Here is a 24,572-nt window from a genome sequence, read left to right on the forward strand (position 1 = left end):
AAAATTAAATAATGATATTTTTATTTGTGCAAAATATAAAAATAAAGTATGGCTTTAAGTTTCGGTATATGTTATTGTTTAATCTGTTTTAACATTTACCACCTAAATACATACAATCTTTTAAATCTTGCATTGACGTAAAAGGCACTTTTGCTTTATGATAGAGATAAGTTCTAGAGAGTTCTTTAGATAAATTATGATCATCTACATTAACGTCTATATCATCCATAGTAAACTGACATGGATGCTCGTAACCTGCAGCGTGTGTTATTTCTATGAACTCTTTTCTAAAGGTTTTGAAGTATTGTGCTAAACGCTCAGATTTTAATGGAATATCAATTCCGTGTTGTAACCATTTACTTTGTGTAGCAATTCCACTCGGACAACGATTTGTATGGCAAATTTGTGCTTGAATACAACCAATACTCATCATGGCTTCTCGAGCAACATTAATACAATCGGCTCCCATAGCAAATGCCATGGCTGCTTTGGCTGGAAAGCCTAATTTCCCACTACCAATAAAAACAATACGCTCAGAGAGACCTTTATTTTTAAACATTTTATATAAATCAGTAAAACCATAAACCCAGGGTAATGAGACGTGGTCAGCAAAACTTGGAGGTGCTGCACCTGTTCCGCCTTCTCCACCATCAACTGTTATAAAGTCTGGGCCTTTACCGGTTTTAAGCATAAGATCAGCCAGTTCTTTCCATTGGTCTAATTTACCTATTGCGGCTTTGATACCGACAGGCAAGCCTGTTTCTTCAGCGATTTCTTCGATAAAATCGACCATTTCTGGAATTGTCGAAAACGCCGTATGGTTAGGAGGAGATAATACGGTTTTGCCAATTTCTACACCTCTAATTTCAGCAATTTCCTTTGAGATTTTAGCTCCTGGGAGCACACCGCCTTTTCCTGGTTTTGCGCCTTGTGAAAGCTTAATTTCGATAGCACGAACAAACGGATTATCTTCAACCAGTTTTTTCAATTTCTCCATAGAAAACCCACCATCATCTGCACGAACACCAAAGTAACCTGTTCCGAAGTGAAACACGACATCTCCGCCATTGGTGTGGTATGGTGAAAGGCCGCCTTCTCCGGTATTATGATATGCGCCAGCTATTTTAACGCCTTTATTTAAAGATTCTATTGCTTTAGCTGAAAGCGAGCCAAAACTCATTGCAGATACGTTAATTATAGATGCTGGACGATAGGGTTTCTTTCGTTTATTAAATTCTCCCATCACTTTAGCGCATGGTAGAAAGCAATGATCGATAGTGTTAGGATGGTTTTTGCCAGTTTTGTATGGGAACATCGCATTATTAATAAATATGTGCTGATGTGCATAGATATTTGTATCTGTACCAAAACCTTCGTAATTGTTTTCACCTTTTGAAGAGGCATAAACCCAACCACGTTCAATACGATTAAACGGTAATTCCTCTCTGTTACTGGCTACGAAATACTGGCGGATTTCTGGTCCAATACTTTCAAACAAATAACGCAAATGTCCAACTATGGGGAAATTATGACTTATAGTATGTTTTTTTTGAAAAAAAATATCACGGATAGCAACTATAATTAAAGCAATAATAATCCACATCCACCACGTAATATTTGAAACAAAATTTAAAAAAGTATCCATAGAATTTAATTGTAGGGTAAAAGTTTTTTTGTCTAAATAAAAGTCCAATATGTGTACCTCAATACTATTGTGACCAACATAACTAATTGTCTTTTTATTGATTTAAATAATCCAATGCTAAATGTGTCATGGTTTTGACACCTAGCAGTAGCCCTTTGTCATCAATCTTAAAATCTGGCGTATGATGTGGAAAAGCTTCTGTGTTTCCAGGTGTCATACCACCTAAGAAGAAATAAAATCCAGGGATCACTTCTTGAAAATAAGAGAAGTCTTCACCGCCAGTTGTGGCTTTTCTTAAACGCACATTTTTAGCGCCAGCGACACGTTGCATTGTTGGAAGCATTTGATCGACTAAATCAAAATCGTTATACGTAATAGTCGTGTTATTTTGAAATGTAATGGTAGCTTCACCACCATAGGCTTTTGCGATATCTCTAGTCATTTCGGTCATACGACGTTCAATAAGTGCTTTCATATCTGGGTCTAAAGTTCTAACGGTTCCGATTAATTCTGCAGTTTCAGGAATGATATTAAAGCGTGTTCCAGCTGTGATTTTCCCAACAGTAATCACTGCAGCTTCGTCTACTAATTTTGACTCTCTACTAATAATAGTTTGCAAACCATCTATGATTTTAGCTGAAATTAGAATTGGGTCAACACCTTGCCATGGTCTTCCACCATGGGTTTGCTTGCCTTTTACTTTAATGACAAAACGTTCTACAGAAGCCATGATGCCTCCTTTTTTGTAGTAGATAGTGCCAACCTCATAGTTAGAGCGAATATGCAACCCGAAAATAGCATCCACTTTTGGGTTTTCTAAAACACCTTCTTTTATCATTAATTTTGCGCCACCTTCTTCACCTGGAGGCGGACCTTCTTCCGCTGGTTGAAATATGAACTTTACAGTGCCTTTTATTTTGTCTTTATGTTTTGATAAGATTTCTGCAACTCCCATTAAAATTGAGGTGTGTGTGTCATGACCACACGCATGCATTACACCAGTTTTCGTGCCTAAAAATTCAGTTTCCACTTCACTTTTAAAGGCCAAATCATTACGTTCAGTTACTGGAAGTCCATCAATATCAGCCCGAAGAGCCACGACTTTTCCTGGCTCGTTTCCTTTTAAAATACCAACGACACCTGTTTTACCAATTCCAGTTTGTACTTCTAGTCCTAATGATTTCAAATGCGCTGCAATTTTTTCAGCCGTTTTAAATTCTCTGTTTGAGAGTTCGGGGTTTTGATGAAAATGATGTCGCCACTCTATGACTTTAGATTCAATATCTATAAAATCTTTCTCAAGATCATTTTGTGATAAAGCAGTTAAACTTCCGAATAGACAACATAAAGTAAGGAGGTATCGCATTTTAGAAAAATTAAGATTGAGCTTAAAGATATTCAAAAAATAGTAAAGCCATTTCGAACAGTAAATTGTTTATAATTATTTATAAAATCGTCTAGTAGAAACAGGAGGTTTGGTTAATTTCACGTTTCATAAAACGGATGAAGTTTGGAGAAGTATTTAAGCCAGTTAAACGACGCACAATTAGCACCAACCCTACAAAAGGACGGACCAATGATTATCATTGCTGGTGCGGGTTCTGGAAAGACACGTGTGCTGACTTACCGCATTGCCTATTTAATGAGTCAAGGTGTTGATTCGTTTAATATTTTGGCACTAACGTTTACGAATAAGGCTGCCAAAGAGATGAAAGGTAGAATTGCAGATATTGTTGGTGATAGCGAAGCCAAAAACCTTTGGATGGGAACATTTCACTCGGTGTTTGCTAAAATTTTACGTTTTGAAGGGCATCATTTAGGATTTCCAAGTAATTTCACCATCTACGATACACAAGATTCTCAAAAGTTATTAGGTTCAATCATCAAAGAAATGGGCTTAGATAAAGATCTTTATAAAACTAAGCAGGTTTACAGTCGGATTTCGTCTTATAAAAATAATTTAATTACCGTAAAGGCTTATTTTAAAAATCCAGAGTTAATTGAAGCGGATACTGCTGCAAGACGACCTCGAATGGGTGAAATTTATAAGAATTATGTAGATCGCTGTTTTAAAGCGGGCGCCATGGATTTTGATGATTTACTCTTGCGTACCAATGAACTTTTGACACGTTTCCCAAATGTATTGGCACAATATCAAAATAAGTTTAGATATATATTGGTCGATGAGTATCAAGATACCAATCATTCACAATATCTAATTATTAGAGCACTGTCTGATCGTTTTCAAAACATTTGTGTTGTTGGTGATGATGCACAGAGTATCTACGCCTTTAGAGGTGCGAACATCAATAATATTTTAAACTTTCAGAAGGATTATGATGACGTTCAGGTTTATAGGCTAGAACAAAATTATCGTTCTACAAAAAATATTGTAGGAGCAGCCAACTCTGTAATTGAGCATAACAAAACGAAATTAGATAAAATCGTTTGGACGGCTAATACTGAAGGTGAAAAAGTAAAAGTAAATCGGTCATTAACCGATGGTGATGAAGGTCGATTCGTAGCAAGCACGATTTGGGAAACCAAAATGAACCAACATGTACCTAATAGTGATTTTGCGGTGTTATATCGTACAAATGCCCAGTCTAGAGCTATTGAGGATGCGTTGCGAAAGCGAGATATTCCTTATCGTATTTATGGCGGACTTTCATTTTACCAACGAAAAGAAATTAAAGATGTGACCGCGTATTTGCGCTTGATATTAAATCCTGCCGATGAAGAAGCTTTAAAGCGTGTGATTAATTATCCTGCACGCGGAATAGGACAAACCACTATAGATCGATTAGTCGTTGCCGCCAACGGCTTTGGGAAAACTATTTTTGAAGTTCTTCAGAATATTGACAAGATTAATATTAATATTAATAACGGAACAAAGAATAAGCTTAAAGATTTTGTGACCCTTATTCAAAGTTACCAAGTGATGAATCAAACAGCAAATGCTTTTGATTTAACTGAGCATGTCACTAAATCTAGTGGTTTAATTAGAGAGGTTAATAAGGACGGAACTCCTGAAGGGCAAGTGCGCTTAGAAAATGTTGAAGAGTTATTAAATGGTATTAAAGACTTTGTTGAAGGGCAAATTGAACTTGCTGATGCAAGTGATACGTTAGCCGAGTTTTTGGAGGATGTGGCATTAGCAACCGATTTGGATGCAGATAAAGGAAATCCTGATCATGTGGCTTTAATGACGATTCATATGTCTAAAGGTTTAGAGTTTTCCCATGTATTTATAGTAGGAATGGAGACAGATTTGTTCCCGAGTGCGATGAGTATCAATACACGAAGTGAATTAGAGGAGGAGCGACGTTTGTTTTATGTGGCTTTAACTAGAGCTGAAAAGCAGGCCTATTTAACCTATACCTTATCTCGTTATCGTTGGGGTAAACTAATCGATGCAGAACCTAGTCAATTTATTGAAGAAATAGATGACCAATATGTAGATATCATAACGCCTCTTAATGATGTACGACAAAACCCAATGTTAAGTGCAGATATTTTTGGTGATGTTGAACCTAATCGTATTCGTTTTAAGAAACCTATCAAACGTAAATCTGATGCAGCTCCACCTAAATTTGTAGCACCAAAAAACTTAAAACGTGTCTCCAAAAGTTCTCCATCTGATAATACCAATTTGTTTGATGGCAAACTCGCAGCAGGTAATATTGTCGAGCATGCACGTTTTGGAAAAGGTGAAGTCACGAAAATTGAAGGCAAAGGTGCCGATGTGAAAGCTGAAATTAATTTTGAAGTTGGAGGTGTTAAGAAACTACTTCTTAGATTTGCAAAATTAGATGTGCTTGGCTAATTACCTTACCATAAACACCGAATTGATGTTCCCTTGCCCATCATATTCTTTAATAGGATTGTCAGGATCTAGCATCCATTTTCCGTCGATTATAAATTTGTAATAATGTTTCCCAGCAGGTAATGGTAAGCGTAGACTCCAGAGACCGTTATCTACTTTTTCCATTTCGATGTCGGATTCGTTCCAATCGTTAAAAGAACCAGTAAGAATGACGCGTTCAGCATTGGCATAGCCTTTAAGTGAAAATGTAACATACTTGCCAACATTTATATAGGAATTGTACTCATCAAATTCGTTAGTATTTTTTGAAGGATTTGAAGGGTCTTCTATCCAATACCCATCAACAATAAATCGATATTCATACTCTCCCGGTTTGATATCTAATTTTAGTTCCCAGCCATTCTCAACCTTATACATTTTAAAATCGTCTTCATTCCATCTATTAAATGAGCCAGAAACTATTATTCTTTTAGCATCTTCATAACCTTTAAGTCTAAAACTCACATTTCCTTTTTTGTCAGGAATTGCAGCTTTTGTATCCATTTTTAGATTATATACATTGAGATGACTTCCTTTTATTGCCGCTAGTTTGATATTTGAATCATACTCTGAAGGTTCTGCCCAATATTGATTATTGATTATAAATTTAAACTCCCAAGTAAACTCATCTTTAAAATCATTGATATGTTTTCTGAGTTCATAAGTGGTCTCATTCACTCTAAGCATTTCCCAGTCGTATTTTGACCAATTGTTGAATTCTCCTGCGACAACAACATTGTCAACGTCTAAGTCTTCAAACTTGATTTTTTCTTTTGAACTATCGTGATAAAATTTTTCGTAATCAAATTTGTTAAATGTAAATACCACGTAATTCCCTTCAAACCGATAGCCTTTATCAGTTTGAGCAGAAGAGATCCATGTTGCCAATGCAATTAGAGAAATTAGGATATGTTTTATTATTGGTTTCACTGTTTATTTAACGGGAACTTTACAAAGTAAAGCTTTTCTTTTTTATAATTAATAATAGTACGCTGTTGTCTAAAAAACTCATAACCCAAAACACCATCTAATGAAGTGCCAAAAGCTTCATTCATTTGGTTAAGGTTTGTTAGTATGGTATTCATAGGTGCAAAATAAATTTTGTCTGATAATTTTACACGATACAATTTTCCTGCCAAAACCTCAATTTTTTTTCCGCTTGCACCAACGAGCATCAAACGTTTAGAAGGGAAGAAGTTTTTTAAAATCTTTTTGCTCGTTCTTTTATTGAGTTGGTTGTATTCTGCAGCTGTATCTAAACCAAACTTTAACTTTTGGTCATTGATGTAGGTTTCTAAAACGATGGTATGGTTTTTTAGTTTAAAATCAACAGTATCGATTATTTTTTCTAAGTAGCCTCTTTGGTCTAATCTTTTCCCTTTGGAATCTACGCGAGAAAGCGTAATTTGATTTAAGTACATATCTATAAAGACTTCGTAGTCTTTCAAAATATTATAACCAATGATGCCTAATAAATGTATTTTCTTGCTGGTTTCAATATGCGATAGGTTAATCACATCAGATTTCTTGTTCTCTAGAATTAAATCTTTGATTATAAATTCTCGCAAACGTTTTTCAAGAGGATTGTCTATAACTGCATTCACTCCAGACGTCACTCGAGATTTTCTGTTATGAGGTGTTCTAGTTTTAAAATGGACTTTATTAAGTATGAGTGTTTCAGAACCCGTGTCAATAATAAAGTTTCCTTTTTGGTCTAAAAGCTCTGCTTCAATAACAATGAGATTGTCAATAAGTCTAAATGGAATTCTTGTAGTATACTCACTTAAAATTTCAGCTTTTGGAAACGTAATCATCTTTGGGTTATCTTTTGAAAACCCATGCATAGACATTACAAATGCTAAAAATAATAGTGTAAAGAGATTCCGCATATTATATAGACTGAAAACTCTGTATAATGTTACACTTTTTTTACTCTAAATGTGTTTCGGTAAATGCTTTTAATTTTGTCCAAGTGTCTAAGAGTTCTATTCCTACCCAACCATGACCAGCATTTGGATATAATGTGAACTGATGTGTTACACCTAAACTCATTAATTTGGCTTCCATGTCTACACCTTGACTTATAGGAATTAGAGGGTCTTCGCCGCCATTAAACAATATAGTTGGCGGTGAAGAAGCCGTAACCTGATGGTAAGGGCTTATTTCTTCTAGGTATGCTGTAGTAGTATCGATACCAAAGGTTTCTAGAGTTTCTAGCAAAAGTAGATCTTCAGATTCTAAATATGCAGGATCAGTAAAATTTGTGGGACCTACGATGCTTGCAACCATTTTTACATGACTTTCGGTATCAAATGCGTAACTCCAAAGCATTGATAAATGCGCTCCTGCGCTTGTTCCTAAAAAACCAATATCATCAGAAATCACATAATCGTTTTGATTGTTTTTTAAGAGATTAATTATCGTTGTGATATCATCAATTTGCATTGGATATGGGGAGTTATTCTCGTCTGCTAATCGGTAATTTATATTTACAATAGCGAGATCTGATAAACCTTGGCGTATCAAATCCTTCAAAGGATTCATTTCAGATTTATCTCCAGACGTCCAACCACCACCATGAACTAAAATCAGGACTTTAGTATCAAGCGTTCTGCCTTCGGGTAAATAGACATCGAAGACTTGGTCGCTATCATTTCCGTAGGAAACATTCAATTCTTGACGAAAGTCTAAAGGAATTCCGTCTTGCGGATCATCTGAGCTTGAATCGTCACTTGAGCATGACGTTATTCCTAAGGAAATAAAAAGAAGTAGTAAAGTATATTTAAATGTCTTCATGTGTTTTTATTTGTTATTTTTCAATGATCACATGCAGTTCGCTATTAACCCATTTTTTGGTTAATAAAGTTTTTAACATGCTCGTGTCATGATGAAATATTTAATTACTTTGTAAACGAAAATGTAAGACACATATTATGGCAGAATTGATAAAAATTTATGAGGAGAATCCCAATCCTAAGGAGATTGCGAAGGTCGTTCGTATATTAAAAAGGGGTGGGTTGATTATTTATCCTACTGATACGGTTTATGGTTTGGGTTGTGATATTAACAATATTAAAGCTTTAGAGAAAATTGCTAGAATTAAAGGTGTAAAGCTTGAAAAATCAAACTTCTCCTTTATTTGTGAAGATTTGAGCAACCTTAGTGATTATGTGAAGCAGATAGACACAACGACCTTTAAGATATTAAAGCGCGCACTTCCTGGGCCATATACATTTATTCTTCCTGGATCTAAGAGTTTACCACATCCTTTTAAAAAGAAAAAAACGGTTGGTATTCGTGTGCCGGATAATGCTATTGCACTTGAAATCGTTAAACAATTGGGAAATCCCATTATTTCAACATCTATTCGTGATGAAGATTACGTTGTTGAATATACTACAGATCCTGAATTAATTGTAGAGAAATGGGACAAACTTGTCGATTTGGTTATCGATGCAGGTTATGGTGGAAATGAGGCATCTACTGTGATTGATTTATCTGAAGACGAGCCGTTAATTGTGAGAGAAGGCAAGGGAAGCTTGGAGATTTTTTAGTTTTGCCAGTTGTTTTGTAAATAAAAAAAGCCCAACCTTACGATTGAGCTTCTTCAATATGTATTTTGTTATCTACTAATTCTCAGCAGATAAGTTTTTCATTTCTTCTTCAATCATTTCATAGAACTGATCAATCTTAGGCAATACCACAACACGTGTACGTCTGTTTATCGCTCTGTTTTCTGCAGTATCGTTATCTGCTAAAGGTACATAACTACTACGTCCAGCTGCAATTAACTGACCAGGGTTTACTCCCAACTCTTGTAAGACGCGAATGATAGATGTAGAACGCTTCACGCTTAAATCCCAGTTATCAATAAGCACACCTTTACTGTAGGTTTTGCTGTCTGTATGACCTTCAATCATCGCTTCAAAATCTGGTTTGCTTTGAATCACCTTTGCTACTTTAGCTAATACATCTTTTGCTTTGGTTGTTACATTATAGCTTCCGCTCTTAAATAATAATTTATCTGCTATAGAAATAAAGACAACACCTTTTTCAACATTAATCTCAATGTCTGGATCGTCGATGCCAACAGCCTTTTTTAAACTAGTTACCAATGCTAATGTGACACTATCTTTTTTAGACAAAGCATCTTGTAAACGTGAGATTTTAAGGTCCTTTTCCTTTAAGCTCTCTAAAGATTTCTCTACATTTTTTGCCCCTTGAGTTGTTAAGACAGTCATGTCTTTAGCAGTCTCTATTAAGGATTCATTTGAAGATTTCATATCTGCTAAACGATTTTTTAATTCTTCTAAACGAGCAGAAGATGCAGCTTCATCAGACAAACACCTGTTTAATTTTACGGTTGCAGAATTTAATAAATCTTGAGTCTCCTTTTGTTGTTCTTCTAGTGCCATATATTCTTTCTTAGACACACATGAAGTCAAAATGAACATCCCAGCAACACTTAATAGCATTAATTTTTTCATAATAAAGTTTAATAATTAGTTGTTATTCAACTTATCAAAATTATGCAAAAGAATAATCCTTCTGATAGTCTTTAACTAAATTTTTAACACTTTTATGAACAATTAGTAATTATAACGTTTTCTGACAAAGTATGACCAGACGATAGATTTGGTGTTGTAGTAGTCTTTTTTCTTCGGAAAGTGTTTACGCTGTATTAAAAGTTCGGATAAATTTCCGTAAAAACTGAAATGTGCCCTTAAAACAGCCACGAAGTGAGCAAATTTAAAACTGAACAGAAATTTCAGACCAGCGATACCATCTAAAACTAATCTTATAAAAATGATTCCGAAGAGAAAGCCAGGCGCATTTTTGGTAATCGTAAACAGGCTATTTCTGAAATTAAGATATGTTTTCTTCGGATTTGTAGCCTTTAATGTTGCACCACCAACATGATAAACGGTGGATGATCCTACATATTTGGTATTGAACCCAGCATTGAACGCTCTCCAGCATAAATCAATTTCCTCAAAGTGAGCAAAATAGCTTTCATCAAAACCATTGAGTGATTCGAAAGTTGATTTCCGAATAAATAAGCAAGCTCCCGAAGCCCAAAAAATAGATGTTGTATCATTATACTGACCATCGTCTTTTTCTATCGTATCAAAAATGCGTCCTCGGCAATAAGCGTAACCATATTTGTCTATAAAACCACCCGCTGCACCAGCATACTCAAAATGGGATTTGTTTTTATGATCTAATAGTTTTGGTTGTATGATAGCTGTACTGATATTCGATTCAAACTCTGAACGAATAGGATTTAGCCAATTTGGAGTGACTTCAATATCACTATTGAGCAAACAAAACACATCTGCTTTGACCTGCTTTAATGCATCATTATAGCCTTTAGCATAGCCACCATTTGTTGTATTCTGAATGATTGTTGCCTTCGGAAAATTTGATTTTAAAAACGCGACAGAACCGTCTGTGGATGCATTATCAGCTACATAAATATCGGCTCCTTCAGAATATTGCATTACCGAAGGCAAAAACTGCTCAAGCAATTGTTGTCCATTCCAGTTTAATATGACGACGGCTATTTTCATTCGTAATTGGGAATATCTTTTAGGAATTCATAACGTTCATTTTCAAAATCCATGACACAATAATAGTGATTAATTCCGTTAGTGACCATCAAGTAACTAGCATCTAAGGCTAAATTATATCGCGCAATCTGGTCGAAAGTCGTTTGGTCAATCTTTATTTTATGTGATTTGCATTCTACAATCAAGTGTATACTTCCGTTAGGATTAAAGACGACGATGTCATAGCGTTTTGATAATCCGTTTACTTTGAGTTCTTTCTCGACATTGATTAAAGATTTCGGATAGTTTTTATGCTGAATTAAATATTGAACACAATGTTGACGTACCCATTCTTCAGGTTGCAAAACGATGAATTTTTTACGAATCTCATCGAAAATGGAAACTTTATTTTCGTTACTTTTGAAACGGAATTTAAACTTTGGAAAATTTAATTCTTGCATAGATGCAAACTAAGGTTTTTTCAAAGTTAACTCACAAAAATCAATTACCAAATCCAAAGCCTCATTTTTGGAATTTGGTATTAAATATTTCAAATTTTCGAACTTGGACGAGGTAAAGCAAATAGTTGCAGATATAAAAAAAGGAAACATTAGGCCTATTTATTTTTTAATGGGTGAGGAGCCATACTACATTGATGCTATTTCAGATTATATCGAAAAAAATGTCCTTTCCGAAGAGGAAAAGGGCTTTAACCAAATGGTGTTGTATGGTCGTGATGTGACTGTAGATGATATTGTGGGCAATGCCAAACGTTACCCTATGATGTCCGAACGCCAGGTAGTGATTGTAAAAGAAGCTCAAGATTTATCACGTACAATTGAGAAATTAGTTAACTATGTTGAAAACCCGCAACCTACAACAGTCTTAGTGGTTAATTACAAGTACAAAAAAATTGACAAGCGTAAATCCTTGTACAAAACGATAAAGAAAGCAGGTGTTGTTTTTGAAAGTAAGAAACTTTATGAAAATCAGGTAGCGGAATGGATTCGTCGCGTATTGTCTGGACAGAACTATACCATTTCTCCAAAAGCATCTCAAATGCTTGTTGAGTTTTTAGGAACGGATCTAAGTAAAATTAATAACGAACTCGAAAAACTTAAGATAATATTACCTGAAGGTACGCAGATTTCCGCAGAACACATTGAAGATAATATTGGGATAAGTAAAGACTACAATAATTTTGAGCTAAGAAAGGCAATTGGTGACCGCGATGCGCTCAAGGCGTTTAAAATTATCAACTATTTTGGCGACAACCCAAAGGATAACCCTATGGTAGTAACGGTGTCTTTATTATTTAACTTCTTTTCTCAGTTATTACATTTTCATGGGTTGCATGATAAGAACCCAAGAAATGTGGCTTCTGCCTTAAAGATCAATCCGTATTTTGTAAATGAATATGTGTCGGCAGCACGTAATTTTCCAATGCGAAAAGTGAGTCAGGTAATATCAATACTTCGCGAATTTGATGTTAGAGGTAAAGGTGTGAACTCTAATGCTGTTCCTCAAGGTGATTTGTTGAAAGAGTTGTTGGTGAGGATTTTTTCTTAGGTTTTGCTACCCCAGTTCGCTTTGTTCATCTTCGAATAGGAGAGAACCTAGCAATGAATTATAAGAGCTGGCAGCTATTTTAACTAACCTAAAAGCCACGATTACTTATTACGTCCAAACCAAGAGAGGCTGTACTTCAATTCAAATGGTCTACGTTCCTTAAATATATTGGGATACTTCAAGTGGATTTGAATTTTACTTAATTCATTCCTTATCAATTCTCTCTGTTCTACAAAAATGGGATCTTCAGGATCGCCTTAGAATTCGAGAAGGATTATTTCTTCTGAGGGTCTTAATATCACTTTAGAGGCTTTGGTAAATGTTGACAAATAGTAGCCATCGGATAGATGAGGCATGAAATCTATAAGGCTATTATTTGAATTGTTATTGGCGCGATTAAATTTGATATCCTTTAAAATTAGTGGGCCAGTTCCTTTATTCTGAAGAATCACCTTAACTGTTTTATCATAATTCACTTTCATTTAATGTTGTGCTAATCCTAAAGGTCGTTGATTGAGTAAAAAAATAGTTTGTAGAATAATCAATGAATCTTATAGTTACGTCAACTCGGCAGAACTAAGTTTCTCTCCATCACGTGGTAAATCGTATTGAATCCACTCACTATTTAGGTGCACATCTACTGAGTCCAAGCGACCAGGGCCGAGGTTTTTATATGCATGAGGTATATTAGCTGGCCCAATGACTATAGCTCCTTCTTCAGCAATGAACTTCTGGTCTCCAACGGTAAACTCAGCTCGCCCTTCAAGGATATGAAACACTTCGTCATAGGGGTGTATGTGCAGGTTCGGACCTTCCCCGATTCCATCCACGGCATAGCGAATTACTACACAATTAATACCATAATGATGGCCTTCAAGAACACCCTTTGGCGGATCTTGGATCTTAATCCATTTTTCCTTAGGGATGAGAGCGGGTTCAATTCTAGATTCTTTTGGCATAATATAAATTTTAAGAGTTATTAATAATTGCAGCTAACATGTTCGTTTATGATTAGTTGCTGTAAACACTAAGATAACAAAAAGGAACTGCGTAAAGGGAATTCGGCATAATTTCCGTGGTAATCATTAAACAGGATCCAATAATGAATTATACACGTTGTTAGCTTTTAGTTGTGACACATAAGAATAATCACGTTTGAATGGAGTATTGAAGCAAGAGTGATTTTCCGGGTATGAGTGAGTGATTTTTTCCGATTGAGTGATCAATTCCACGGACTTGCTCAAATTCCGTAGGAGTAAGAAGTCCGCTTTTATTAAATCAGTTTATTGTACTATGGTGTTATTCCTTTTCTAATATTTCTATGATTGGTGGTTTTAAACCACTTCTACAAACAAACGATCTTCAGCTTTTTTACTTTGCCCAAAAAGGTTTGTACTGATTTCCAGAGCTAGACACTAGTTCACGTAAATTTGTTCCATCTGCATTGATGGTGAATAGTTTTAAATTATCTTCTTTTTTCTGAACAAAGACAATTGATTTTCCATCAGGTGACCAACTTGTACCATACAGATAGGATAACTCATCGACACTATCAGCTGTTTGAGGAAAAGAATTAAAGTTTTTCTCTTCATTTTTAGTTAGATTTTTAAGATTTGTTCCATCAGGGTTAATAGTATATAAATTTAAAAATCCATTCCGAATAGAAAGAAAAGCAATGCGTTTCCCATCGGGAGACCAAGAAGGAGAAGATTCGTGATTTCCATGTTTTGTAATGTTTGTTATATTAGAACCATCACTATCCATTACAAAAACTTCGTAATTCCCCCCATCTCTTGATGATAGGAATGAGATTTTTGACCCATCAGGTGAAAAAGATGGAAAATAATGATGTTTCGAGTTTTGTGTGAGTTGCTTTTTACCTGTACCATCTACTTTGATTTTAAAAACATTACGCATTCCCATACGACCATTTTCGTGTTCATAAAATATTATCCATTTGTTGTCTTTTGAAAAACTTGGAACTCCAGAATAATTTCCAGATTTGCTTACTTGCCTAATATTCGTTCCGTCGATATTAGCAATGGCAGTTTTCCAACCTCCAAAATGATAAGTGTTGAATGTAATCCATTTTCCATTTGGAGAAACTGAAGGACTATTTTCACCTCTAGAGCTCTTTCCTTCTGGAGTGAATTTTTTCAGCTCCTTACCATCATAAGAGACAATGCGAGCATTTTGTTCAGGTTTTTCTCGGAGTGTGAAATAAATCTTATAATCCGAATTGTTAGATGATTGTGCATTTGATTCGATACTAGTGCTCATGGAGAAGACTATAGCTAACAACCACAAACTGATTTTTTTTAATGATTTCATTGGATCTTGTTTTTTCCAAATCTACTTTTGCAAATACTAAATAGTTGTTAAAATGAATAGTTGAGAAGTCTCATTGTATACATTGATACTTTTTTGAGAATGATTTTCTTTAGGAGAGAGACTTCGAAAATTGGCCAGGAGTTTTTCCTGTATGTTTTACAAAAGCTCTATAAAAAGTTGCTTTAGAACTGAAGCCAGATAAAGTACCAATATATTCGACAGTGAATTGTTTCTTTTCAGAATCTCTTAATAGTTTTTGAGCTTCGGCAACCCGTTGCTTATTAACATAATCGAAGAAATTTATTTGAAGTATCTTGTTTATTGCCATAGATAATGTATGTTCTCTAACGGCTATTTTTTCTGCCAACAATGTAAGTGTAAGGTCAGGATTTAGATATAGTTTCTCTTCTACTAATGATGCGTTGGACTTTTGAATGATTTTCTGTAGTTCTTCTTTATCAATCTCAGAACTTGTTTTGTTTTTTAGAACAAGTTTAGACGAGCTTTGCTGACTAAATATTATGAAAGAAATGAAATAAATATGAAGAGGTAATAAGAGATAACTTAGATTTTTTATTAGAATAACATCTACATCAAAAAAACCTGAAAAACGTTGAATTGGAATCAATAACCATATGGTGAGGTATCCATAAAGTATTGTTTTCATCCATCTCACATTGGTCTTTTCGATATTAGAATATTCATTCAATATTTTTTTCTTGTAGGTTAAGAAGAAGTAAAAAGCGATGGCAACATAAATTATTTTGTGAACATCATAGCGTAAAAACCCCGTAAAGATATCAGTAAACCCTCTTGTTTCGAAAAAATATTTTGGATTACTTTCCAAAGATGAATAATAGTAATTTAAAAAGGATAATTTTTGACTAACCGTTTGTAAGTATTTAGGGAGGTTAAATGTATTATACAGCACGAAAGGAATAAAATGCAAAAAATGCAAATACTTTAATTTAAATAAAGGTCGAGTAAGAGAAAGAATATAAAGGAAAATCAATGGACCAATGCAATAAGAGAAAATATTACCTGTACTCAATAAACCTGGAACATAAAGGATAAGCTTTGTATTGACAAAAAAATCATGAATGATTTCAAATAGTAAAACAAAAAGGATAAAAGATAATAATCTATAGGAAATAGATTTGTAATGCTTTGAAGCAATGAAAATCAGCAGGAAAATTCCATGACTAATAGCAACTAGCCCAAATAACGAATAAAAATCAAATTGCAATTGAATATTCATTTACAGTATTATTTATCTGAATAAAGAAAAACTTTCTATAGAATTAAAATTAAAATGTAATGCATTTTTTTTAATGTATGGCAACGTGGGTTACCTTAGCTAGAACTAAATTAGTAAAAGAAAACGAAACAGAGGAATCCCGATGCTCGGGATCCCGAGTACGGGGAAAGGAAACAATGTGTTATAAAGGATGTTTTAACCAGTTGATTTCAGAAACTGAATGAGCGTTCCTGTCTTTTTATTCTTAAATCCATAAAAATCGCTATTCCTATGAGTAAAAGTGCAATAGAAACAACTGCTATTCTTATGTTTAGGTCTATTTTAGGTTGTGTTGTAAATGTAATAGAGAATGGAACTGCAAAACTAATTGCCCAAGTGGTGTAATAATTATTAGGTACAAATCTTAATTTGTTTTTTAAGTACTTTTTAAACTTAGCCAATTTTTGTTTGAACATTTCATTGCCAAATGATGGGATTTTTTCTAGTTCTAGATATTTAAGATAGCTCTCAATTCCTTCTGTCTGATCTGGACTTAAATCTTTCTCTTTAAGTTTATTTAAAATCTCAATGAATTTTTTGAATGTTTTGATTTCAGATTTTTCATTGGTTTTGGAAAGTTCTTTTTTCAGAAAAACAATAGTTGCTTTTAAATCGTTTGTTTCTCTAAGAGAATTAGAACTCACTAATTCATTTATGTTGACATCTAGCGCAACAGATATTCTCTTAATCGTTTCTCCTGTAGGTGCCGATTCATTGTTTTCAATTCTTTGAATCGTCCTTAACCTCACGCGAGATTCCTCAGCTAAATATTCCTGAGACATTCCTCTTAGTGCTCTTAATTCCTTTAATCTTTTTGCTAAACTTTTAGTTTCCATTTTAAATGTATTTATTGTTCAGAGCAAAAGTAAATAGCATTCATAATAAGTTGTTGCGTCAAGTTAACGTCATCTTTACGTCAATTGGTTACAGCGTGTTATATGTTTATAAAGATACGTATTATTCCTTTTTATTTTCTGGTTAAGAAAACTTGTGATCCTCTCTATAAATCTTCAATCTCCTCAAATATAATCGTGTAATCATACTGTAAATCTTCATGAAGATGCATGATTTTTTTTCTGATTGCTATCATATTCCGTTCGTAGATATTGATTAAAGTTGTGTTCCGTTTAATAGAAGGTGACATGGTTCTGAGTTGTTTGCAAAAGTAGAGGAGGAGTTCGACTTCGGTTTCTTTATTGAGCGAGTAACGGATGTATTTTTTTGTATTGCGTAAAATTTTACGAACGCTTTTCTTAATGTAGAAATAACTGTCGGTATTTATAATATCGAACTGCTCATCAATTTCTGATTTTACAGTTTCTATATAACCGTCTTCACTATCAGCTTCAAAAAGTAAGTAGGTGAGCAGTTCTTTGTTTTCTTTTTTAAAACGAGAAAGACGTAAACAAAGTTCTGCCAATTCCTCGTTGGATTTATACTTGAGTTCTTTTCTAATGGTGACTACCGAAACCGCTTTCATATCTTTTACTTTTACAGTGTCAATATACTAAAAAAGGCCACCAAGTTGGTAGCCTTTCTTTATAGGATTACAAAACATTAGTATCAAGTGCTATACGCGTCAATATTAGTTTTTGGGATTTCAAAACCGTGAACCTTCTAGAACGTTTTTTATAAATTATAATGTTTACGAATAGATCTTCTTACTCTGATTAATCGGTAGATACCTATAAACATGAGTATGGCAGAGACTATAATGAGAATAATTCCGTAGGATTTTAAATCTGAAAAAAATTCAAGTTTCAGAATCGTTACACCTGTTCCCAAAATAACAAGAAACGTTCTAAAGTACGCTAGAAATGTACGTTCGTTGGCGAGTTTGGTTCGTTCAATAGCTAACCAATCTCTTGTAATAAGTGTGTTGTCTTTTTCCATTATTTTTTCATGCCATCAATTGAATATTTACCTGCTCCAGTCAAGAATATCACAATAAAAGCGATAAGATATAGTAAAGCTTGTTCTTTTGTACCTAAATCATCTTTAGCATGAACTACAAATGCAGCAACCATCATTGTAATCGCAGCAGGAATCGCGGCCCATTTCGTTTTAAAACCGATAATCAGCAAAATAGGAGCTATGACTTCGCCAATTAGACATAAAATTAATGAAGGCATTGCACCAATTCCTAAAGGATCTGGAAAACCAGATGCGTCTGAGAGTCTATTTATTTTTGGAATTCCGTGAGTTAACAGAAATCCGCCAAAACCTAATCGTAATAGTAATAAGGCCAAATCGGTAAAGTTTTTTTTCATAAGGTATTTAGTTTAATTAGTTGCCTTTTAAAAGATTGACGCTTACTGTTGCCAATTCATTATCTGGAAATTTAGAAAAATAATTTGAATCTGGATGTAATCCTGCTTCTTTGGCTATCTTAATAAATACATCAACTTCTAGGATGTATTGATCGCTATAGCCATGAGTAGCATCATAAGCTGTAGCTGCAGTTTTGCCTATATTTTCAGCTACTAATTCAGGTTTAACAGTATGCAATTCTATAATCAACAAACCAAAACGCTCTACATAAGGTTTCCATTTTGTAAAATGTTCTAAAAGCGAATCTTCAACATGATTATTACTAAGACGTTGTCCTAATGTTGCATAAGCACCAGACGAATCGCTAACTCTATCTGAAGTGGTTTGAGGCACTTCCCAAATACGGTTATGGTCTAAAAAGGTTCTTACGTTTAATAAATCTATCAATTCTATGTTATAATCTTCTTTTAAATCTTTTGCCAATAAGTCTGGTCTTCCAATGTCTCCCCAAATGACTTTTGCCCAAATATCGGCTTTGATCAAATTAGCTCTAGTTACTTTTAGAGCTGCTTGATTGAAGTCGGCACCAACCAATAATAATGGATACTCATCAAGCATTTTTCCACGTTGGGTTTGGTGTTCGATCACATCAAAAATATGTTGGATATATGCACCATTGCCACAACCCATATCCAAAATACCTTTGGGTTGTTCGTCAATCGGTTTATTAAACAGTTTGATAATGACTTTATCTATGACTTTAAAATAGGTAGAATGTGCGCCACCGCTACCCCAAACATTCATTTCACGATGCACATGTTTTTCTGTTTCATCAGGAGATGTGGTTTTCAATATTTTCGCATTTCCGAAGATCAAATCATCTAAATGGATAAAGGTTGGTAAATAAGACACAGTCACACCATAAGCACTTGCGCGTTTTGCAAAGAATAAACCTTCATCTGTAAATTGATAGGTGTTTTTCTTTTTGTTGAACCATCCCAAATGTGCGAAGAAATCGAGGATTTTTTTAAAACTTTCTGGATCTTTATGGTATTCTTCAGCTGTAAATGACGCTTCCATAAAGTATTTGTGGAATAGACCGTTAACACCGAGCAAGACTGCTATTGGACCGACAATACATCCTTCGATGTGCTTTAAAATTTGATGTTCTATGGAATTGTTTTCAACAGATTTGAAACCGTATCCAGACTTATAAACATCAAATATTTTATCAAGAACACTGAATGCATCCGCGCCTATTTTTTCTTCGGGAAAGCGTGCTGAATAGCGAAGTAAGTTCACAGCATCTTCATATAAATGTACTAAAGCAAATGCTGTAGCACTGTTTTTATTTGTCACATAGGTCACGGTATCCTTTTGGTTGTCAATATGTTGCTCGATCCAGCCTTGTGATGAGAGCGTATGTAATGCGACATTAAGATAGCCTTCATTAGCTTTAAATGTAGTGGTAAGCGTATTTATATCTACTGTTTTATGCTGAAGTAAATAGTCTAATATTCCTTTTTTATGAAGCGCATATGCAGAAGTTGCTGTAGCAATGCCATCCAAGTGTCTAAAAATAGTACCTCTTAGTTTTGCTTTATCATCTCTTGAGAGCATAGATTGTTGAGTTTCCTATAAATATAAAAAACCTTTTATAATAAATCTTGATTGGTACTACAAATCAGTCTAAATGTAATTATCTAAGTTCTGGTAAATCAAAAGTGCTCATTTCGTGAATGACTTCTATTTTCGATAGTTTTTAATGTTAGTTGGTGGCTATGACCAAAATTATTCATCAAGAATGGAACGCAGCGACTTATGACGAATGGTTTCTTTGTCTTTTACTTCATAAGGTATACTTTTCAGTATATATTCAAATGCGCTAATTCTAGCACTGGTTTTTCGATTGGCTTTAATCACTTTCCATGGTGCATGTTTTTGAGTCTTTTCAAACATAGCTTCCTTATATTTTGTGTATTCATCCCAAAGCGTCAAAGCTTTTTTATCGACATCACTATATTTCCATTTCTTAATAGGAGAACTAATGATGTCTTTAAATCGCCTTTCCTGCTCTGTTTTGGTAATCGAGAAATAAAGCTTGAGTAGATATATTCCAGAATCTTGAATCATCTTTTCAAATTCATTAACCTGGCTCATAAAGATATTATAGTCTTGTTTTGTGCAAAATCCGTTTACAGGTTCTACCACAGCTCGATTGTACCAACTTCTATCAAAGAATACAATTTCTCCATTATTGGGTAAACGATTAATATAACGCTGAAAGTACCATTGTCCCATTTCTGTTTCGTTAGGTTTCGGTAAGGCTTCAACGCGTATGGCTCGAGGTGGTAAATGTTGAATAACTCGTCGTATAGCGCCACCTTTTCCTGCAGCATCGCGTCCTTCAAATAGGATAATCACTTTTTTGTTGTTATGAGCTATCCATTGTTGCAGAATTAACATTTCTTCTTGGAGCTTTTCAAGGCGCTTCTCATATTTTACATCACGAATGGCCTTTTTTGTGTCCAATCGCTTTTGACGTAATAATGCCTCAAGGCCTTTTTTTGAATTTAAAATAGATAGGTTTTTAGCGGTCATTATTTTGATAAATTTTGTTATCTGTCAAGTTGAATAGTATTTCTAAAATAGCGTTGAACGACATTAGGATCTGGTAAAATGGTTTTGCAATTACACCCTTTATTCTCGTAATCAAAAAGGCTTAAAACATATTTAATGCTTTCTAGTCTTGCACGCTTTTTATTATTTGAATTGATTACAACCCATGGGCAAAAGGAGTTATGTGTTCTTGAAAACATCTGATTTTTATAGATAGTAAAATCATCCCATAGTTCTTGCCCTTTTTCATCAACAGGACTGAATTTCCATTTTTTTAGTGGATTATTTATACGCTTTTCAAAACGACGTTGCTGTTCTTCTTGCGAAACAGAAAACCAAAACTTAATAATCGTTGTACCAGATTCATATAGCATGTTTTCAAACTCTGGTACTTGAATCATAAATCGTTTGTACTGATTTTCATCACAAAAGCCCATAACTGGCTCTACCACAGCTCGATTATACCAACTTCTATCAAAAAACACAATCTCTCCTGCATTTGGGAGCGGAGTGATATATCTATTAAAATACCATTGATTTTTTTCAACCTCAGTAGGTTTATTCAATGCAACAATGCGCATAGCCCTTGGGTTTAGATGTTCTGTAAATCGTTTAATAGTACCTCCTTTACCAGATGCATCTCTTCCTTCAAAAATGATGGCTATCTTTTTATTTTCTTTTTGTACCCAACGCTGAAAATCTACCAGTTCAGCCTGTAGTGGTAATAATTCTTGTTCATAATCATATTTCTCCAGAGCTGATTTATAACTTGGATTATCTTCTTTATGAGAATTTAAATAGTCAATGAGATCTGTATTGGCTTTAAGAGAATTAATCAACTCCTCTGTAATCATATAGTTAAAGTTTAGATGTAATTACTAAAGTTATGGAATATAGAATTGATAATTCATGATTTATGTCAGTTTATACCTTCTAAAACAAAAAAACCTTCCGTTTTATGGAAGGTTTTAATACTATTTAAAATGTGATATATCTATCTTAACTTCGGAAAATCAATAGGACTCATTTCGTGCATTACACTATAAATCGTCTCGAAAATATCTTCAGCGGAAGGTTTAGAGAAATAATCACCATCAGTTCCATAGGCTGGACGATGTGCCTGAGCAGTTAATGTTTTCGGTTGGCTATCTAAATACTGAAATGCATTTTGAGTATTTAATATTTCGTTCAGTATATAAGCTGAAGCTCCTCCAGGAACATCCTCATCAATAACCATCAAGCGATTCGTTTTTGCAACACTTTTAACGATATCGTGATGAATATCGAAAGGTAGTAACGACTGAACGTCAATAACTTCAGCATCGATACCAACTTCGAGCAATTCCTTAGCAGTTTGCTCAACAATTCTTAGCGTTGAACCGTACGAAACTAAAGTAATATCTGTACCTTCTTTGACAGTTTCAACAACACCAATTGGTGTTTTAAACTCACCAATATTATTTGGCATTTTTTCTTTTAAGCGATAACCGTTTAAACATTCTATAATGAGTGCTGGTTCGTCACATTCTAAAAGCGTATTGTAAAAGCCAGCAGCTTTAGTCATGTTTCTTGGTACCAGAACATGTATTCCTCTAATAAGGTTGATGACACCTCCTAATTGCGAGCCAGAATGCCAAATACCTTCCAATCTATGACCACGAGTTCTAATAATTAAAGGTGCTTTTTGTTTTCCTTTAGTTCTGTATTGGAGAGTCGCCAAATCATCACTCATGATTTGTAATGCATATAAAATGTAATCTAGATATTGAATTTCAGCAATTGGTCGCAAACCACGCATTGCCATTCCAATACCTTGTCCAAGAATTGTTGCTTCTCTAATTCCGACATCCGCTACCCTTAATTCACCATACTTTTCTTGTAGTCCTTCTAAACCTTGGTTGACATCTCCAATATTTCCAGAGTCTTCACCAAAAATTAAGGCTTCAGGATACGTATTGAAAATAGCATCAAAGTTATCTCTTAGGATCAATCTGGCATCTACTAATTCGGAATTATCATCATAGGTTGGTTTAACTTCCAAAGCCTGTAAAACCGACAGATTAGATTGACTATGTAAATGAGAACTGTATTTAGGTTGAATTTCGGCTATATATGAGTTAATCCAGTTTTGAAGCGTCGTCTTTTCGTTAGATTCCTCACCAACAAGATAACGCAAGGTTTTTCTAGCTGCCGAAAGGACCTCTTTTCTACCAGGTTCTTTGCTGTCTTTTAAAACAGAAATAATTTTGGAAATGAACACTTTATTGGCACTAATCTGGGCAACTGCTGATATTAATTCTAATGCTTGAGTTTGTTCCTGTAAAACAGGTTTTAAGTAAGCAGTCCAAGCCGCTTTTTTGCCTTCTCGAACCTTCTTTTTTATCGTTCTATCTATTGCATTTAACTCTTCATCAGTAGCAAAATTATTTGCAATCATCCAAATACGCATTTGTGCTATACAATCGTATTGTACTTCCCAAGCTAAGCGTTTCTTACTTTTGTAACGTTCGTGAGAACCTGAAGTTGAATGACCTTGAGGTTGCGTTAACTCTACCACATGAATCATTACTGGTACATGTTCTTCTCGAGCAATTTTAGAAGCATATTGATAGGCCTCTATTAAAGCAGAATAATCCCAACCATTTACTTTTAAAATTTCGTAGCCGTTATTGTCTTCGTCTCTTTGAAAACCTTTTAAGATTTCTGATATATTTTCTTTTGTAGTTTGATGTTTTGCATGAACTGAAATGCCATATTCATCATCCCATATGCTAATTACCATTGGGACTTGTAATACACCAGCAGCATTGATAGTTTCAAAAAACAAACCTTCACTTGTACTGGCATTACCAATAGTTCCCCAAGCAATTTCATTACCTTCAACAGAAAAGTTGGTGGTATCTATACCTTTGACGTTTCTATATACTTTTGATGCTTGTGCCAATCCTAAAAGTCTTGGCATTTGACCTGCGGTAGGCGAGATATCTGCACTAGAATTCTTTTGTTGAGTTAGATTTTTCCAGTGTCCATTGTCATCAAGACTATGTGTTCCAAAATGGCCACCCATTTGTCGACCAGCACTCATAGGATCTGCTTCAATCGATGTGTGCGCATACAAACCTGCGAAAAATTGTTCGATGGTTAGCTCTCCAATAGCCATCATAAAGGTTTGATCACGATAGTATCCAGAACGAAAATCACCATTCTTAAATACTTTAGCCCAAGCTAACTGAGGCACTTCTTTACCATCTCCAAATATGCCAAATTTAGCCTTTCCAGTAAGCACTTCACGACGTCCTAATAAACTACATTCTCTACTGGTCATAGCGATTTTGTAATCGTTTAAGATTTCAATTTTGAAATCTTCGAAAGTCATTTTTGATGTGGCTTTGGTTTCAATTGGCATAGTGGTGAATTATCTTTTGC

Annotated in this window: 23 protein-coding genes; 3 read left to right on the forward strand and 20 right to left on the reverse strand. The window is 34.5% G+C overall.

The genetic code is table 11. The features are described 5' to 3' along the window. Positions 1–88 precede the first annotated feature (88 nt). On the reverse strand, positions 89–1,645 hold the full coding sequence (locus V7719_RS12895; RefSeq protein WP_335730332.1) for an FMN-binding glutamate synthase family protein: 1,557 nt from the start codon (positions 1,643–1,645) through the stop codon (positions 89–91). A gap of 94 nt (positions 1,646–1,739) precedes the next feature. Then, the gene (locus V7719_RS12900) at positions 1,740–3,011 is read right to left on the reverse strand and encodes an amidohydrolase (protein ID WP_335730333.1); all 1,272 of its coding nucleotides are present in this window, start codon (positions 3,009–3,011) and stop codon (positions 1,740–1,742) included. Positions 3,012–3,155: 144 nt separating this feature from the next. Between V7719_RS12900 and V7719_RS12905 the strand changes: the two genes are divergently transcribed. After that, positions 3,156–5,471, forward strand: a complete 2,316-nt coding sequence (locus V7719_RS12905) for an ATP-dependent helicase (protein WP_335730334.1) — start codon at positions 3,156–3,158, stop codon at positions 5,469–5,471. On the opposite strand, the gene V7719_RS12910 is transcribed toward V7719_RS12905, so the two are convergent. From V7719_RS12910 to V7719_RS12920, 3 genes are read right to left on the reverse strand one after another with little or no spacing between them, the layout of a single operon-like run. Further along, the gene (locus tag V7719_RS12910) at positions 5,472–6,440 is read right to left on the reverse strand and encodes a hypothetical protein (RefSeq protein WP_335730335.1); all 969 of its coding nucleotides are present in this window, start codon (positions 6,438–6,440) and stop codon (positions 5,472–5,474) included. Further along, positions 6,437–7,399 carry a hypothetical protein gene (locus V7719_RS12915; RefSeq protein ID WP_335730336.1) on the reverse strand — a complete coding sequence of 321 codons (963 nt, stop codon included), beginning with the start codon at positions 7,397–7,399 and terminating at the stop codon, positions 6,437–6,439. Before V7719_RS12915 ends, V7719_RS12910 begins: the two co-directional genes overlap by 4 nt. A 40-nt stretch (positions 7,400–7,439) precedes the next feature. Further along, the gene (locus V7719_RS12920) at positions 7,440–8,306 is read right to left on the reverse strand and encodes an alpha/beta hydrolase (protein WP_335730337.1); all 867 of its coding nucleotides are present in this window, start codon (positions 8,304–8,306) and stop codon (positions 7,440–7,442) included. A gap of 137 nt (positions 8,307–8,443) precedes the next feature. Between V7719_RS12920 and V7719_RS12925 the strand changes: the two genes are divergently transcribed. Next, the gene (locus tag V7719_RS12925; protein WP_335730338.1) at positions 8,444–9,064 is read left to right on the forward strand and encodes an L-threonylcarbamoyladenylate synthase; all 621 of its coding nucleotides are present in this window, start codon (positions 8,444–8,446) and stop codon (positions 9,062–9,064) included. A 75-nt stretch (positions 9,065–9,139) separates the two neighbouring features. On the opposite strand, the gene V7719_RS12930 is transcribed toward V7719_RS12925, so the two are convergent. The 3 genes from V7719_RS12930 to V7719_RS12940 form a co-directional block, all read right to left on the reverse strand. Continuing rightward, entirely contained in the window at positions 9,140–9,997 is an 858-nt protein-coding gene (locus V7719_RS12930; RefSeq protein ID WP_335730339.1) for an OmpA family protein, read from the reverse strand. A gap of 102 nt (positions 9,998–10,099) precedes the next feature. Continuing rightward, positions 10,100–11,080: a glycosyltransferase family 2 protein gene (locus tag V7719_RS12935; protein WP_335730340.1), complete on the reverse strand. Its 981-nt coding sequence runs from the start codon at positions 11,078–11,080 to the stop codon at positions 10,100–10,102. Continuing rightward, the gene (locus tag V7719_RS12940) at positions 11,077–11,520 is read right to left on the reverse strand and encodes a type I restriction enzyme HsdR N-terminal domain-containing protein (RefSeq protein ID WP_335730341.1); all 444 of its coding nucleotides are present in this window, start codon (positions 11,518–11,520) and stop codon (positions 11,077–11,079) included. The genes V7719_RS12935 and V7719_RS12940 overlap by 4 nt, the downstream gene beginning before the upstream one ends. 103 nt (positions 11,521–11,623) lie before the next feature. Between V7719_RS12940 and holA the strand changes: the two genes are divergently transcribed. Next, entirely contained in the window at positions 11,624–12,628 is a 1,005-nt protein-coding gene (holA, locus tag V7719_RS12945; RefSeq protein ID WP_335730342.1) for a DNA polymerase III subunit delta, read from the forward strand. A gap of 257 nt (positions 12,629–12,885) precedes the next feature. On the opposite strand, the gene V7719_RS12950 is transcribed toward holA, so the two are convergent. From V7719_RS12950 to V7719_RS13005, 12 genes are all read right to left on the reverse strand, one after another. After that, a complete protein-coding gene (locus tag V7719_RS12950; RefSeq protein WP_335730343.1) occupies positions 12,886–13,110 on the reverse strand; it encodes a hypothetical protein in 225 nt (74 codons plus the stop codon). A gap of 75 nt (positions 13,111–13,185) precedes the next feature. After that, a complete protein-coding gene (locus V7719_RS12955; RefSeq protein ID WP_335730344.1) occupies positions 13,186–13,587 on the reverse strand; it encodes a cupin domain-containing protein in 402 nt (133 codons plus the stop codon). Between the two features lie 412 nt (positions 13,588–13,999). Then, positions 14,000–14,959 (reverse strand): DPP IV N-terminal domain-containing protein, encoded by a 960-nt coding sequence (locus V7719_RS12960; protein ID WP_335730345.1) that lies wholly within the window; start codon positions 14,957–14,959, stop codon positions 14,000–14,002. Between the two features lie 109 nt (positions 14,960–15,068). After that, positions 15,069–16,217, reverse strand: coding sequence for a helix-turn-helix domain-containing protein (locus tag V7719_RS12965; protein WP_335730346.1), 1,149 nt, complete (start codon positions 16,215–16,217; stop codon positions 15,069–15,071). Positions 16,218–16,426: 209 nt separating this feature from the next. Then, positions 16,427–17,092, reverse strand: coding sequence for a helix-turn-helix domain-containing protein (locus V7719_RS12970; RefSeq protein WP_335730347.1), 666 nt, complete (start codon positions 17,090–17,092; stop codon positions 16,427–16,429). 164 nt (positions 17,093–17,256) lie between these two features. Next, positions 17,257–17,736 carry a hypothetical protein gene (locus V7719_RS12975; protein WP_335730348.1) on the reverse strand — a complete coding sequence of 160 codons (480 nt, stop codon included), beginning with the start codon at positions 17,734–17,736 and terminating at the stop codon, positions 17,257–17,259. Between the two features lie 149 nt (positions 17,737–17,885). Beyond that, positions 17,886–18,149 (reverse strand): DUF202 domain-containing protein, encoded by a 264-nt coding sequence (locus tag V7719_RS12980; RefSeq protein ID WP_335730349.1) that lies wholly within the window; start codon positions 18,147–18,149, stop codon positions 17,886–17,888. Continuing rightward, complete coding sequence (locus V7719_RS12985; RefSeq protein WP_335730350.1) at positions 18,149–18,526, reverse strand: DoxX family protein; 378 nt, start codon at positions 18,524–18,526, stop codon at positions 18,149–18,151. Before V7719_RS12985 ends, V7719_RS12980 begins: the two co-directional genes overlap by 1 nt. Positions 18,527–18,542: 16 nt before the next feature. Further along, a complete protein-coding gene (locus V7719_RS12990) occupies positions 18,543–20,147 on the reverse strand; it encodes a class I SAM-dependent methyltransferase (RefSeq protein ID WP_335730351.1) in 1,605 nt (534 codons plus the stop codon). 171 nt (positions 20,148–20,318) lie between these two features. Continuing rightward, the gene (gene ppk2, locus V7719_RS12995; protein ID WP_335730352.1) at positions 20,319–21,128 is read right to left on the reverse strand and encodes a polyphosphate kinase 2; all 810 of its coding nucleotides are present in this window, start codon (positions 21,126–21,128) and stop codon (positions 20,319–20,321) included. A 17-nt stretch (positions 21,129–21,145) separates the two neighbouring features. Beyond that, positions 21,146–22,000 (reverse strand): polyphosphate kinase 2, encoded by an 855-nt coding sequence (ppk2, locus tag V7719_RS13000; protein ID WP_335730353.1) that lies wholly within the window; start codon positions 21,998–22,000, stop codon positions 21,146–21,148. Positions 22,001–22,140: 140 nt separating this feature from the next. Continuing rightward, positions 22,141–24,552 (reverse strand): alpha-ketoacid dehydrogenase subunit alpha/beta, encoded by a 2,412-nt coding sequence (locus V7719_RS13005; protein WP_335730354.1) that lies wholly within the window; start codon positions 24,550–24,552, stop codon positions 22,141–22,143. Positions 24,553–24,572: the final 20 nt, after the last annotated feature.

It is taken from the genome of Psychroserpens sp., from assembly GCF_036960315.1.
Lineage (GTDB): Bacteria > Bacteroidota > Bacteroidia > Flavobacteriales > Flavobacteriaceae > Psychroserpens.

Coding starts and splice junctions, on each gene's coding strand:
- V7719_RS12895 (WP_335730332.1), bottom strand. CDS start 1,645: ATGGATACTTTTTTAAATTTTGTTTCAAATATTACGTGGTGGATGTGG.
- V7719_RS12900 (WP_335730333.1), bottom strand. CDS start 3,011: ATGCGATACCTCCTTACTTTATGTTGTCTATTCGGAAGTTTAACTGCT.
- V7719_RS12915 (WP_335730336.1), bottom strand. CDS start 7,399: ATGCGGAATCTCTTTACACTATTATTTTTAGCATTTGTAATGTCTATG.
- V7719_RS12920 (WP_335730337.1), bottom strand. CDS start 8,306: ATGAAGACATTTAAATATACTTTACTACTTCTTTTTATTTCCTTAGGA.
- V7719_RS12925 (WP_335730338.1), top strand. CDS start 8,444: ATGGCAGAATTGATAAAAATTTATGAGGAGAATCCCAATCCTAAGGAG.
- V7719_RS12930 (WP_335730339.1), bottom strand. CDS start 9,997: ATGAAAAAATTAATGCTATTAAGTGTTGCTGGGATGTTCATTTTGACT.
- V7719_RS12935 (WP_335730340.1), bottom strand. CDS start 11,080: ATGAAAATAGCCGTCGTCATATTAAACTGGAATGGACAACAATTGCTT.
- V7719_RS12940 (WP_335730341.1), bottom strand. CDS start 11,520: ATGCAAGAATTAAATTTTCCAAAGTTTAAATTCCGTTTCAAAAGTAAC.
- V7719_RS12950 (WP_335730343.1), bottom strand. CDS start 13,110: ATGAAAGTGAATTATGATAAAACAGTTAAGGTGATTCTTCAGAATAAA.
- V7719_RS12955 (WP_335730344.1), bottom strand. CDS start 13,587: ATGCCAAAAGAATCTAGAATTGAACCCGCTCTCATCCCTAAGGAAAAA.
- V7719_RS12960 (WP_335730345.1), bottom strand. CDS start 14,959: ATGAAATCATTAAAAAAAATCAGTTTGTGGTTGTTAGCTATAGTCTTC.
- V7719_RS12965 (WP_335730346.1), bottom strand. CDS start 16,217: ATGAATATTCAATTGCAATTTGATTTTTATTCGTTATTTGGGCTAGTT.
- V7719_RS12970 (WP_335730347.1), bottom strand. CDS start 17,092: ATGGAAACTAAAAGTTTAGCAAAAAGATTAAAGGAATTAAGAGCACTA.
- V7719_RS12975 (WP_335730348.1), bottom strand. CDS start 17,736: ATGAAAGCGGTTTCGGTAGTCACCATTAGAAAAGAACTCAAGTATAAA.
- V7719_RS12980 (WP_335730349.1), bottom strand. CDS start 18,149: ATGGAAAAAGACAACACACTTATTACAAGAGATTGGTTAGCTATTGAA.
- V7719_RS12985 (WP_335730350.1), bottom strand. CDS start 18,526: ATGAAAAAAAACTTTACCGATTTGGCCTTATTACTATTACGATTAGGT.
- V7719_RS12990 (WP_335730351.1), bottom strand. CDS start 20,147: ATGCTCTCAAGAGATGATAAAGCAAAACTAAGAGGTACTATTTTTAGA.
- ppk2 (WP_335730352.1), bottom strand. CDS start 21,128: ATGACCGCTAAAAACCTATCTATTTTAAATTCAAAAAAAGGCCTTGAG.
- ppk2 (WP_335730353.1), bottom strand. CDS start 22,000: ATGATTACAGAGGAGTTGATTAATTCTCTTAAAGCCAATACAGATCTC.
- V7719_RS13005 (WP_335730354.1), bottom strand. CDS start 24,552: ATGCCAATTGAAACCAAAGCCACATCAAAAATGACTTTCGAAGATTTC.